General features: G+C 50.4%; 9 protein-coding genes and 1 pseudogene. 7 read left to right on the forward strand and 3 right to left on the reverse strand.

The window, feature by feature from the left end; genetic code table 11:
• Positions 1-255 precede the first annotated feature (255 nt).
• On the forward strand, positions 256-2250 hold the full coding sequence (gene tkt / locus ACS18Q_RS01950) for a transketolase (RefSeq protein ID WP_004724249.1): 1995 nt from the start codon (positions 256-258) through the stop codon (positions 2248-2250).
• A gap of 134 nt (positions 2251-2384) precedes the next feature.
• Here tkt and ACS18Q_RS01955 read toward each other — a convergent pair whose 3' ends face one another.
• Positions 2385-3281 carry a LysR family transcriptional regulator gene (locus ACS18Q_RS01955; RefSeq protein WP_004724248.1) on the reverse strand — a complete coding sequence of 299 codons (897 nt, stop codon included), beginning with the start codon at positions 3279-3281 and terminating at the stop codon, positions 2385-2387.
• A 144-nt stretch (positions 3282-3425) separates the two neighbouring features.
• On the opposite strand from ACS18Q_RS01955, the pseudogene ACS18Q_RS01960 reads away from it, so the two are divergent.
• The 5 genes and pseudogenes from ACS18Q_RS01960 (at position 3426) to mscS (ending at position 10299) form a co-directional block, all read left to right on the forward strand.
• Positions 3426-5362: pseudogene (locus tag ACS18Q_RS01960) on the forward strand (TonB-dependent receptor domain-containing protein).
• A 203-nt stretch (positions 5363-5565) separates the two neighbouring features.
• Positions 5566-6591, forward strand: coding sequence for an erythrose-4-phosphate dehydrogenase (gene epd / locus ACS18Q_RS01965; RefSeq protein ID WP_004724246.1), 1026 nt, complete (start codon positions 5566-5568; stop codon positions 6589-6591).
• Positions 6592-6742: 151 nt separating this feature from the next.
• A complete protein-coding gene (locus ACS18Q_RS01970) occupies positions 6743-7906 on the forward strand; it encodes a phosphoglycerate kinase (RefSeq protein WP_004724245.1) in 1164 nt (387 codons plus the stop codon).
• Between the two features lie 153 nt (positions 7907-8059).
• Complete coding sequence (gene fbaA / locus ACS18Q_RS01975; protein WP_014205816.1) at positions 8060-9136, forward strand: class II fructose-bisphosphate aldolase; 1077 nt, start codon at positions 8060-8062, stop codon at positions 9134-9136.
• A gap of 299 nt (positions 9137-9435) precedes the next feature.
• Positions 9436-10299, forward strand: coding sequence for a small-conductance mechanosensitive channel MscS (gene mscS / locus ACS18Q_RS01980; RefSeq protein ID WP_004724243.1), 864 nt, complete (start codon positions 9436-9438; stop codon positions 10297-10299).
• 44 nt (positions 10300-10343) lie between these two features.
• Here mscS and ACS18Q_RS01985 read toward each other — a convergent pair whose 3' ends face one another.
• Positions 10344-10829 carry a YbaK/EbsC family protein gene (locus tag ACS18Q_RS01985; protein WP_014205815.1) on the reverse strand — a complete coding sequence of 162 codons (486 nt, stop codon included), beginning with the start codon at positions 10827-10829 and terminating at the stop codon, positions 10344-10346.
• A 9-nt stretch (positions 10830-10838) separates the two neighbouring features.
• Positions 10839-11465, reverse strand: coding sequence for a LysE/ArgO family amino acid transporter (locus ACS18Q_RS01990; protein ID WP_004724241.1), 627 nt, complete (start codon positions 11463-11465; stop codon positions 10839-10841).
• 113 nt (positions 11466-11578) lie between these two features.
• On the opposite strand from ACS18Q_RS01990, the gene ACS18Q_RS01995 reads away from it, so the two are divergent.
• On the forward strand, positions 11579-12475 hold the full coding sequence (locus tag ACS18Q_RS01995) for a LysR family transcriptional regulator ArgP (RefSeq protein ID WP_143680511.1): 897 nt from the start codon (positions 11579-11581) through the stop codon (positions 12473-12475).
• Positions 12476-12558 lie beyond the last annotated feature (83 nt).

Consider the following 12558-nt stretch of genomic DNA (forward strand, 5'->3'; position numbering starts at 1 on the left):
TAGGCGTTTCTACATCTAGACGTCTATTCTAGTTTTGAATGCTCAAATTACAAGCTCTTTTTTATTCTATCTCATAGCCAAACGTTTGCCTGGTGAATGGTTTATTTCAGCCGTTATCCCCCAATCTGTTGCAAAACATTGCAAAAATGGGACAAATCGCCAGCAAAAGGTTTGCAGTGCCGAAAGGGCTTTGCGACAATATTGGCCATTCAATTTTCGGATACCTTTACTTCGCTTATCGCTTTAGGAGCTGACATGTCTTCTCGCAAACAACTGGCTAACGCAATCCGTGCACTGAGCATGGACGGTGTACAAAAAGCTAACTCTGGCCACCCGGGTGCCCCAATGGGTATGGCTGACATCGCTGAAGTACTTTGGCGCAGTCACTTGAACCACAACCCACAAAACCCAAAATGGTCAGACCGCGACCGTTTCGTGCTGTCGAACGGCCACGGCTCTATGCTGATTTACTCATTGCTGCACCTGAGCGGTTACGATCTGTCGATTGACGATCTGAAAAACTTCCGTCAACTGCACTCAAAAACCCCAGGCCACCCAGAATACGGTTACGCGCCGGGCATCGAAACCACCACAGGTCCACTGGGCCAAGGCATCACCAATGCTGTGGGTATGGCGATTGCTGAAAAAGCACTGGCAGCACAATTCAACAAACCGGGCCACGACATCGTTGACCACTTCACGTATGTGTTCATGGGTGACGGCTGTCTGATGGAAGGTATCTCACACGAAGCGTGTTCTCTGGCTGGCACACTGGGCCTTGGCAAACTGATCGCATTCTGGGATGACAACGGCATCTCGATCGACGGTCACGTAGAAGGCTGGTTCTCAGACGACACACCAAAACGCTTTGAAGCCTACGGTTGGCATGTGATTCCTGCAGTTGACGGTCACGATTCAGACGCCATCAACGCAGCGATTGAAGCAGCAAAAGCAGACCCGCGCCCAACGCTGATCTGTACCAAAACCATCATCGGTTTCGGCTCACCAAACAAAGCCGGTTCACACGATTGTCACGGTGCTCCTCTGGGTGCTGACGAAATCAAAGCCGCGCGTGAATTCCTGGGTTGGGAATACGCACCCTTTGAAATCCCAGCCGACATCTACGCAGAGTGGGATGCCAAAGAAGCTGGCGCAGCCAAAGAATCAGCATGGGATGAGAAATTTGCTGCTTACGCAGCTGCTTACCCAGCAGAAGCTGCAGAATACCAACGCCGCGTAGCCGGTGAACTGCCAGCCAACTGGGAAGAAGCCAGCAGCGCGATCATTGCTGAACTGCAAGCGAACCCAGCAAACATTGCGTCACGTAAAGCATCGCAAAATGCACTAGAAGCATTTGGTAAACTGCTGCCAGAATTCATGGGCGGCTCTGCCGACCTTGCACCGTCAAACCTGACCATGTGGTCTGGCTCGAAATCGCTGGAAGCAAGCGACTTCTCAGGCAACTACATCCACTACGGCGTACGTGAATTTGGTATGACCGCCATCATGAACGGTATCGCACTGCACGGCGGTTTCGTGCCTTACGGCGCGACCTTCCTGATGTTCATGGAATACGCGCGTAACGCGATGCGTATGGCTGCGCTGATGAAGATTCAAAACATCCAAGTCTACACGCACGACTCGATTGGTCTGGGTGAAGATGGCCCAACGCACCAACCGGTTGAACAAATCGCTTCTCTGCGCCTGACGCCAAACATGAACACATGGCGTCCATGTGACCAAGTTGAATCAGCCGTGGCTTGGAAACTGGCAATTGAACGTAAAGACGCGCCAACTGCGCTGATCTTCTCGCGTCAAAACCTTGCGCAGCAACCCCGTGATGCCGAGCAACTGGCGAACATCACCAAAGGTGGCTACATCCTGAAAGATTGCGCAGGCAAACCTGAGCTGATCCTGATTGCCACTGGCTCTGAAGTCGAGCTGGCGGTGGAAGCTGCTGCGCAACTGACTGCCGAAGGCAAGCAAGTGCGCGTGGTATCGATGCCATCGACCGATGCATTCGACAAACAAGACGCTGCGTACCGTGAATCCGTACTGCCAGCAGATGTGACTGCTCGTATCGCGATCGAAGCTGGCATTGCCGACTTCTGGTACAAGTACGTTGGCTTTGGTGGCCGCATCATCGGTATGACTACCTTTGGCGAATCTGCGCCGGCTGGCGAGCTGTTCAAACTGTTCGGTTTCACCACTGAAAACGTCGTGAACACTGCCAAAGAACTGCTGGCATAAGCTCAAGCATTTCGCACACCAAAAGCCCCGCTCATTGAGCGGGGCTTTTTTGATCTTGTGACCCTTTGATTTGGCGATGAAGGGTGGTTTTCGCGCGGTGACAGTGGTTATTCGGTGACATGAGCCGCGCGTGGTTATTGCCACTCGTCCGGGCGCGCAGCGCGCAGCGCATCAATAAACAGCCGTAACCGCAATGGATGGCGGCCAATCGGATAGAAGCAGTGAATGCTGGTGGGGTCGGAAGACCACTCTTCCAGACACGGCGCTAGGCTACCGGGATGGCTTCTTTCAAACCCTTTCGCCACCCAGGTGGGCAACAAGCCTATCCCGCGGCCCTTGGCGATTGCATCGATTTGCATCACCAGATTGTCACTTTGTAAGCGGCTTTCTAACGCGGGCAGCACGTAATGCCCATGCTCGGCATGATGCAGCGTTAAGGCGTCTTGACGAAAAGCAATCAAGTCGATCCAAGGATGATCGCTCAGCTCACTGGGATGCGTCGGATGCGAATGGTCACTCAAATATTGGGGCGACGCGTAGGCCGCATAGCGCCACAAACCAAGCTGTTCTCGGCGATAACCCGCTGGCGCAATATCGCCAATCCAGATAATCAGATCCGGATCGAGCGATCCATCCCCGTGTTGAAATTGGCTGTGCAGGCGCACTTTCAACTGCGGATGGGCTTGCATGAAGCTGTCTAACACGCGGCTTAACCAGCCTCGAGTCAGGTTGGGATGCACCACCAACGTCATCTCGCCGTTGACCTGAGTATTGAGCTCGTGGAGCGCTTCTTGGCTGCGATTGGCCAGTTCGATCAGTTGTTCGGAATAGGCGGCAAACACCTCACCCGCTTTGGTGAGCGTGAGGCGATTCCCTTGTCGGGCGACCAGCGCCTGACCGAGATCCTCTTCGAGTTGCGCCAAGCGGCGACTGAGGGTGGATTTGGGTTGCTCCAGCGATTTTGCTGCCGCAGTCAGGCTTTTATGTTGGCAGAGTGCATAAAACGCACGCACCGCACTGAGATCCTGCATGGATGACTTACCTTTGGATAAAAATTCGACGCCTTGTTCCAAAAACGGTCCCAACTATTCCATTTGTGAACCTTTTCTACGCCGACAATTTATGAATAATGCCTTCCTGAAATTAATAATTATTATCATTTAAAGGAGTGGTTCATGTCCAGAGTGAATCCATCTAAAGTTGCGTTGGCCGTGGCTTTTGGCTTGATGGTTTCTGCCCAGGTGAATGCAGAAGAACGTGTGAAAGCGGACGAAACAATCGTCGTCACGGCGGCGGGGTATGAGCAGGTCGTGACGAATGCGACGGCGAGTGTCACGGTGCTGACGCAAGAAGAGTTGTCGTCGCGCTACTATCGCGATGTGACGGATGCGTTGAGCACCGTTCCCGGTGTGGTGGTGACTGGCGGTGGCGACACCAAAGACATCAGCATTCGCGGTATGGGATCCAAATACACCTTGATTCTGGTCGACGGTAAGCGCCTGTCGTCTCGCCAAACTCGACCAAACAGCGATGGTGCAGGCATTGAATCGGCTTGGTTACCACCTCTGGAAGCGATTGAACGGATTGAAATTATTCGCGGCCCATGTCGACACTGTACGGTTCAGAAGCGATGGGCGGCGTGATCAACGTCATCACCAAGAAAGCGGGTCAACACTGGTCGGGCAAAGTGCAATTAAGCACGGTGATTCAGGAAGATCGCGCGTCTGGCGACGAGCAGAATGTGAACTTCTTTGCGTCAGGTCCACTGACCGACTCTCTTTCTCTGCAAGTGTATGGCCAGAATCAACATCGTGATGAAGACAACATCGAATACGGCTTTGAAGACAAAACCCTGCGCAGTATCGGTTCAAAGCTGATTTATCAATTGAGTGACAATCAAGAGATTGCGTTCAGTGCAGACATTACCCAGCAAAAACGCGAAGGCACGCCGGGCAAATCAGTGACCACCGGTGATGATGAAAGCTTGGGTGAATACAATCGCACGTCATTTGCACTGAGCCACAAAGGGAACTGGGGCAGCATTGGACGCTCTGATAGCTACATTCAGTATGAGCAAAGCGACAACGAATCGCGCGAAATGACGCTGACCAATACGCTGGCGAAATCGGTGTTGGTCACCCCGTTTGCCAACAACACGTTGAGCATCGGTATTCAAGGTGAAAAATCGGAACTGGAAGATTTGACGGGCAACACCGGCGGCAGCGTGACTGAGTTGGATAACTCGCAATTTGCGCTGTTTATGGAAGATGAATGGCGCGTGTTGGAGACGGTCGCGCTGACCTTTGGCGGTCGTTACGATTATAACCAAGATTACGGGTCGCACTTTAGTCCGCGGGTATATTCCGTATGGAGTATCAACGACGCATGGACCCTGAAAGGCGGTGTCTCCACTGGTTTTAAAGCGCCGGATCTGCGTCAAGCCAGTGATGACTGGGTTTCTGTCAGCCGTGGCGGTAACATTCACGGGAACTCGAATCTGGATCCAGAAACGTCCGTGAGTGAAGAGATCAACCTGATCTACAACGGTCAGCAAGGCCTGCAAGCATCGCTTGGTCTGTTCAACAACGATTTCAAAAACAAGATCTCGGCGGTGACATGTCCTGACAGCATCTGTAGTGAAGGCAATAACCAATGGGGCAGTGCGCCGCGTTACTACACCAACGTTGACAAAGCGGTAACGCGCGGCGTGGAAGCGTCGTTGGATCTGCCTCTGGGCGATGATTGGGATTGGAAGAGTAGCTACACCTACACCTATTCCAAACAAAAAACTGGCGATTACGCGGGCATGCCACTGGAACAGTTGCCAAAACACCTGTTCACGACCCAGTTAAACTGGCAAACCACCGAGCTGATGAGCAGCTGGGCGAAAGTGACGTACCATGGCAAAGAATCAGAGCCTGCGAGCACGCGTGATACGCTGACGGCACCGTCTTACACCTTTGTGGATGCGGGGATCACCTACGCGCTGACCAGCAACACCAGCGTCAAAGCGGCGATCTACAACCTGTTTGATGAAGACGTGACGTACGAAGACTACGGCTACGTGGAAGATGGCCGTCGTTACTGGGTCGGTCTGGACGTGGCGTTCTAATCTGCACTGACGACACTGTTGCTGGCCTTATCGGCTGATTCGAAGCCCTGACCGTTTGGTGAGGGCTTTTTTATTGGCCTCAGGTTACGTATCGTAGGGTGTAACCGAGGGGAGACACGAGAGAAATAGTTAGGAATTTTACGTGAATCAGGGGGCGTTTCTCGTTACCATCGTCAGGATAAACCATAAGGAAAAATGAACCCATGTTAAAAGTGGCGATCAACGGATTCGGACGCATTGGCCGGAATGTTCTTCGGGCCGTTTACGAGAGTGGCAAAAATCAGCACATCAAAGTGGTGGCCGTGAATGAGCTGGCCAAGCCAGAGGCGATGGCGCACCTGCTGCAATACGACAGCACCCACGGCCGATTTGGCAAGAAAATCAGTCATGATCAGGAGCACATTTACGTGCATCATGAGCATGGAGATTTAGACCGCATTCGTATTCTGCATCTGTCGGAGATCCCACTGCTGCCATGGCGTGACCTGGACGTCGACATCGTGCTCGATTGCACCGGCGTATTTGGCTCTCAAGCCGATGGCCTGCAGCATCTGGACGCCGGCGCGCGCAAAGTGCTGTTTTCGCATCCGGGGGCGGCTGATTTGGATAACACCATTATTTATGGCGTGAACCATGACACGCTCACGGCCGATCAGCACATCGTGTCGAATGGGTCGTGTACCACCAACTGCATCGTGCCGATCATCAAAGTGCTCGATGAGGCATTTGGTATCGACTCAGGCACCATCACCACCATTCATTCGTCGATGAATGACCAACAAGTGATCGACGCCTACCACACCGATTTACGTCGCACACGTGCAGCCAGCCAATCGATCATCCCTGTAGACACTAAGTTGCATAAAGGGATTGAAAGAATCTTTCCGAAATTTTCAAACAAATTTGAAGCCATTTCCGTGCGAGTTCCAACAGTAAACGTCACTGCGATGGATTTAAGTGTTACGATCAATACAAATGTGAAAGTTAATGACGTAAATCAAACCATAGTGAATGCATCTCAGTGTACATTGAGTGGCATTGTTGACTATACTGAAGCGCCGCTCGTTTCCATCGATTTTAATCACGATCCGCACAGCGCGATTGTGGATGGAAGCCAGACTCGAGTGAGTAACGGGCAGTTGGTAAAAATGCTCGTCTGGTGCGATAACGAGTGGGGATTTGCGAACCGTATGCTTGATACCGCGTTGGCAATGCAGGCAGCAAAGTAGTCGCCACCCGCTTGGGGAAAATATTTATTTTTTGCATTGAAATAAATATTCCAGTCCCCATATCTTAAGCAGTTTAAGAATTGACAGGCTCGGCCGGAGTGCCGAGTTGACGAAAACTTTTATTTTCTTTGAATATTTGAGAGGACAAACCATGTCTGTAATCAAGATGACTGACCTGGACCTGGCTGGTAAACGCGTATTTATCCGTGCAGACCTTAACGTGCCAGTAAAAGACGGCAAAGTGACTTCTGATGCTCGTATCATCGCATCACTGCCTACAATCAAGTACTGTCTGGAAGCGGGCGCGAAAGTTATGGTGACTTCACACCTAGGCCGCCCAACTGAAGGTGAATACGCAGAAGAGTTCTCTCTACAGCCTGTCGTGAACTACTTGAACGACGCGCTTGATTGCGAAGTGAAACTGGCGAAAGACTACCTAAACGGTCTGGAACTGAACGCTGGTGAACTGGTTGTTCTTGAAAACGTTCGCTTCAACAAAGGCGAAAAGAAAAACGAAGAAGAGCTATCTAAAAAATACGCTGCACTGTGTGACGTATTCGTTATGGATGCATTCGGTACTGCGCACCGCGCGCAAGCATCGACTCACGGTGTCGGCATGCACGCGCCAATCGCTTGTGCAGGTCCTCTACTGGCAAACGAACTTGAAGCACTGGGCAAAGCGATGGACAACCCAGCGCGTCCAATGGTTGCTATCGTTGGCGGTTCTAAAGTGTCAACCAAACTGACTGTGCTTGAGTCACTGTCTAAAATCGCTGACCAACTGGTTGTTGGCGGTGGTATTGCAAACACCTTTATCGCGGCTGCTGGCCACAACGTGGGCAAGTCTCTGTACGAAGCAGACCTTGTTGACACAGCGAAAAAACTGATGGAAGAGTGTGCGATTCCAGTTGCAACTGACGTTGCGTGTGCAAAAGCATTCGACGAAAACGCAGAAGCAGTGATCAAAGATGTGTCTGAAGTTCAAGACGACGACATGATCTTCGACTTGGGTCCAAACTCAACTGCAGCACTGGCTGAAATCCTGAAAGGCGCGAAAACCATTCTGTGGAACGGCCCAGTCGGTGTCTTCGAATTCAAGAACTTCGAAGCAGGTACCAAAGGTATCTCTGAAGCTATCGCAGCATCTGAAGGCTTCTCTGTTGCGGGTGGTGGTGACACATTGGCAGCGATCGACAAGTTCGGCATCAAAGCGGACGTGTCTTACATCTCTACTGGTGGCGGTGCGTTCCTTGAGTTTGTTGAAGGTAAAGTACTTCCAGCGGTTGAAATGCTAGAAGCACGCGCTAAAGCGTAATAAATCATCGAAGGCGGGGGATATCTCCCGCTTTCTTGTTTGCTGCATGGCCGATTTTATTCTGCTAGAATGTCGCCAGTTGTGAGCAAACGTTTGCAAGAATTAAAACTTACCGTTTTTATTTTTAAAACGACAGAAAATAGGATTACATCCATGTCTAAGATCTTCGACTTCGTAAAACCTGGTGTTATCTCTGGCGATGACGTACAAAAAGTATTTCAAGTAGCTAAAGAAAACAACTTCGCACTTCCTGCAGTGAACTGTGTAAACACAGATTCTGTTAACGCTGTACTTGAAGCAGCTGCGAAAGTTAAAGCTCCAGTTATCGTTCAGTTCTCTAACGGTGGCGCTGCTTTCTTCGCAGGTAAAGGCGTTAAACTTGAAGGTCAAGGTGCGCAAATCCTTGGTGCTGTAGCGGGTGCAAAATACGTACACGCAGTTGCTGAAACTTACGGTGTGCCAGTGATTCTGCACACTGACCACGCAGCGAAAAAACTACTGCCTTGGATCGACGGCCTACTAGACGCTGGTGAAAAACACTTCGCAGAAACTGGTAAACCGCTGTTCTCTTCTCACATGATCGACCTGTCAGAAGAGTCTCTAGAAGACAACATCGCAATCTCTTCTAAATACCTAGAGCGCATGGCTAAAATGAACATGACTCTGGAAATCGAACTGGGTTGTACTGGTGGTGAAGAAGACGGCGTAGACAACTCTGATATGGATACATCTGAGCTGTACACTTCACCAGAAGACGTTGCATACGCATACGAGAAACTGAACGCAATCAGCCCTCGTTTCACTATCGCAGCATCTTTCGGTAACGTACACGGTGTATACAAACCAGGTAACGTTGTGCTGACTCCAACTATCCTGCGTGATTCTCAAAAATACGTATCTGAGAAATTCGGCCTACCAGCGAACTCTCTGAACTTCGTATTCCACGGTGGTTCAGGTTCAACTGAAGCTGAAATCAAAGAATCTATCTCTTACGGTGTGATCAAAATGAACATCGACACTGATACACAGTGGGCAACTTGGGATGGTATCCGTCAATACGAAGCAGACAACCACGATTACCTACAAGGTCAAATCGGTAACCCAACTGGTACAGACGCACCGAACAAGAAATACTACGATCCACGCGTATGGCTACGTGCTGGTCAAGCGTCTATGGTTGCTCGTCTTGAGAAAGCCTTTGCTGACCTGAACGCGGTAGACGTACTGTAAGTCGTCTCTCACGATTAAGAAAGCCCGCTCATTGAGCGGGCTTTTTGTTTTGTGGCTGGATTAAATTTTAGCGAACCACTGGCAGAGAAGGTGATTATTGCTTAATCTGATACAGGCTTGTCCAAAATCGAGATAACCTTTTGTTTTGTCGGTCTTTGCTAAAACCTGACTTTGCAAATTACCAAGATTACGATAAATTGCCAAAATTCTGATGTCAGGGACGTTATCTATAAATGTGTTTGATTGTCAGTGGGTTACAAAAAAACATCGAAGAAAGATTATTCTAGAGGATACATACTATGGCTAGTGAATCGAGCGGCGTGGAAATGCCGATTGTTGACGGTCTGAGCCACGTAAACACTTGGCTATCAGATAACTCGGATCTATTGATTCAATACGGTGTCAATATTATCTCCGCACTACTGATTCTGTTTATCGGTAATCTCGTGGTGAAAGCAGTCGCGGGCAGTGTTTCGAAAGTCCTGAAGAAAAAAGACATGGATCCGGCAGTCGTCGAATTCGTTCATGGTCTGGTGCGTTACCTGCTATTTGTGATTGTTCTGATCGCGGCGTTGGGTCGTATCGGTGTCCAAACTGCGTCTGTGGTTGCTGTAATTGGTGCCGCGGGTTTAGCAGTTGGTTTGGCACTGCAAGGCTCACTGTCGAACTTTGCGGCGGGTGTTCTGATTGTTGCGTTCCGTCCATTTAAATCGGGTGACTACGTTGAAGTGGCCGGTGTGGCGGGTTCGGTGGATTCGATTCAAATCTTCCAAACTATTTTGAAAACACCAGACAACAAGATGATCGTTCTGCCCAACTCGGCTGTGATTGGTGGTGCGATTACCAACTACTCTCGCTACGACACGCGTCGTGTGGATTTCCTGATTGGTGTCTCTTACAAAGCGGATCTGAAAAAGACCAAACAAGTGCTGCGCGAAGTTGTTGAACGCGATCCTCGCGTGCTGAAAGAGCCAGCCGTGAACGTATCGGTACATGCTTTGGCTGACTCATCCGTGAACCTGATCGTGCGTCCTTGGGTGAACAGTGCCGATTACTGGGCTGTTTACTGGGATCTGACTCAAGCGATGAAAGAAGCGCTGGATGAAAACGGTATCGAGATTCCATTCCCACAAATGGATGTGCATCTCAACAAGCTCGACTAAGCTTGCAGCGAATCACGATAACGGAGGCGAAAGCCTCCGTTTTTTTATGCCAGCATGATGATTGGATTCGCGATGTTGGCGAGCAATTTATCCAGATCAGCGCCCGAAAAGCCGAGCGTGAGATGAGGATGGCCGGGGGTAAACAGCAGCTCTTGTTTGTGCAGCAGCGCTGGATCAACAATCACTGGAATGGCTTGGGGCAACACAAATGGGCCGACTGCGCCGGGAAGACAGCGGGTCACTTCGGTCATCTCCTCATCACTGCAAATCGACGGCCGTTTGCCGATTAACGCTTTGATGGCTTTGGCATCCAAACGTGCATCTTTTTCGGTAAACAGCAGGGCGTAGCCGCCGCCTTTAAGTTTCAGAAACAGGCTTTTGGTGTGCGTGCCGGTCCAGCCCAGCTCTCGAGCCACCTTTTCATCGGTGGCGAAGTCCAAAATCGGTTCATGTTGCCATTGTTGAAATGGCACTCCAGCTTGATGAAGCAACGCCACATTGGCTTGATACAAGGTTTCTAATGCCGACATCGGGACTCCTTAGTGCCATAACTGATACAGGTTGTTGGTCAGGGCGAGGGCAATCCCAAACATCATCAGCGCCACACCGATATCAATCGCTTGTTTCACTTTGGGTTTGGAGAGGGTTGGCGCTAATTTTGCCGCGCCAATCGACAACGAATAAAACCACACAAACGATGCCATGATGGTGCCGATGGCAAATGACAGGCGATCGTTGCCCTCAAACTGGCCACCAATCGAACCTAAAATCACCACCGTATCCAAATACAAATGCGGGTTTAACACTGTGACGGCCAGCGTGCCGAGAATCACCGCTCGGCGACCGCGTGCGGTTGTGGTGGTGGTGTTTTCGTCGCTCGGTTTGGCAAAAGCACTTTTCCACGATTGCAGGCCATAAAAGGTCAGAAACGCAATGCCGCCAAGGGTGACGAACGTCAGCAGCCATTCGCTTTGCGACAGAATGGCTCCTCCACCAAAAATACCCAGCGAAATAAAAAAGATGTCGAGGAAACTGCAAATGGTCGCGGTGGTCAGGTGATGATTCCGTTTGATGCCTTGATTGAGTACATACGCATTTTGCGCGCCAATCGGAATGATCATGGTGGCACCGAATCCAAAGCCCTGAAGCAAGATCCACAAGTTCATAGTTATATTCCAAAAGTGATTAAATAGTTATCTGAGAGCAAAAATAAGGGATAGTTAAAAATAAATAAAACTAATAATATTAATAAGTCATTAGGATTACTTATGGTGAAAGCATGCGTGGATTAGATTACCGTTGGATAGAAGCGTTGGACGAAATTATCGCCCAAGGCAGCTTTGAAAAAGCGGCGGAAACGCTGTGCATCTCGCAGTCCGCGGTGTCTCAGCGAATTAAGCAATTGGAGAAATGGTTGGCACAACCGGTGTTGGTGCGTCAGTCTCCGCCCAAAGTCACTCCGGCAGGGCAAAAGCTCTTGGGCCTGTATCGCCAAGTGTGCGTGCTGGAGCAAGACATTCTGCCGCAATTAAATAATGATGGCGCAGACAAGGCGGTGTCGGTGTCGATTGCGACCAACGCCGACAGCCTCGCTACTTGGCTGTTGCCGGCGTTGTCCCCCTTGATCACGCCCGGCAAAGTGGAAATCAATCTGCTGGTGGATGATGAGCACCGCACGATTGAGAAACTCAAAAACGGTGAAGTGGTGGGGGCGATTAGTCAGTCCGCAAAAACCATTCCGGGGTGTCAGGCGGTGTTGCTGGGTAACATGCCGTACTTGGCGGTGTGCTCGCCGCAATTTTATCAGCGTTATTTTGCACATGGCGTGACTGGCGCGGCGCTGGATGTGGCGCCTTCGGTGGCGTTTGATCAACAGGATTTTATCAATGAACGTTTTGTCCATGCCTGTTTGGGGCACGACATGCAAAGTGAGATCAAACATTCGGTCGGCAGTTCGGAAGCGTGTGTCAAAGCGGCGCTGCATGGCTTTGGGTTTGCGTTGATCCCCAAAGTGCAGATTCGAGAGGAGTTACAGCAAGGGCTGTTGGTGGACATGTTGCCGGAGTATTTCGTCGATCAAAAGCTCTATTGGCACCATTGGCAACTGGAAAGCGGCCTACTGAAAACCATCTCGGAGTCGATTGTCAGTTATGCCCGACACGCGTTACCGCAATAGATGACACCCCTGTGGGGAGCGCTTGCGAGCAAAGTCAAAGTTGTGTGATTTTCACCGCCATACGCTTCGAACGCGCATTATTT

The organism is Vibrio sp. Vf1514, from assembly GCF_052076135.1.
Lineage (GTDB): Bacteria > Pseudomonadota > Gammaproteobacteria > Enterobacterales > Vibrionaceae > Vibrio > Vibrio furnissii.

Bases quoted from the DNA above. Each gene is read 5' to 3' on its own strand.
- tkt (WP_004724249.1), top strand. From the start codon at position 256: ATGTCTTCTCGCAAACAACTGGCTAACGCAATCCGTGCACTGAGCATG.
- epd (WP_004724246.1), top strand. From the start codon at position 5,566: ATGTTAAAAGTGGCGATCAACGGATTCGGACGCATTGGCCGGAATGTT.
- ACS18Q_RS01970 (WP_004724245.1), top strand. From the start codon at position 6,743: ATGTCTGTAATCAAGATGACTGACCTGGACCTGGCTGGTAAACGCGTA.
- fbaA (WP_014205816.1), top strand. From the start codon at position 8,060: ATGTCTAAGATCTTCGACTTCGTAAAACCTGGTGTTATCTCTGGCGAT.
- ACS18Q_RS01990 (WP_004724241.1), bottom strand. From the start codon at position 11,465: ATGAACTTGTGGATCTTGCTTCAGGGCTTTGGATTCGGTGCCACCATG.
- ACS18Q_RS01995 (WP_143680511.1), top strand. From the start codon at position 11,579: ATGCGTGGATTAGATTACCGTTGGATAGAAGCGTTGGACGAAATTATC.
- ACS18Q_RS01955 (WP_004724248.1), bottom strand. From the start codon at position 3,281: ATGCAGGATCTCAGTGCGGTGCGTGCGTTTTATGCACTCTGCCAACAT.
- mscS (WP_004724243.1), top strand. From the start codon at position 9,436: ATGGCTAGTGAATCGAGCGGCGTGGAAATGCCGATTGTTGACGGTCTG.
- ACS18Q_RS01985 (WP_014205815.1), bottom strand. From the start codon at position 10,829: ATGTCGGCATTAGAAACCTTGTATCAAGCCAATGTGGCGTTGCTTCAT.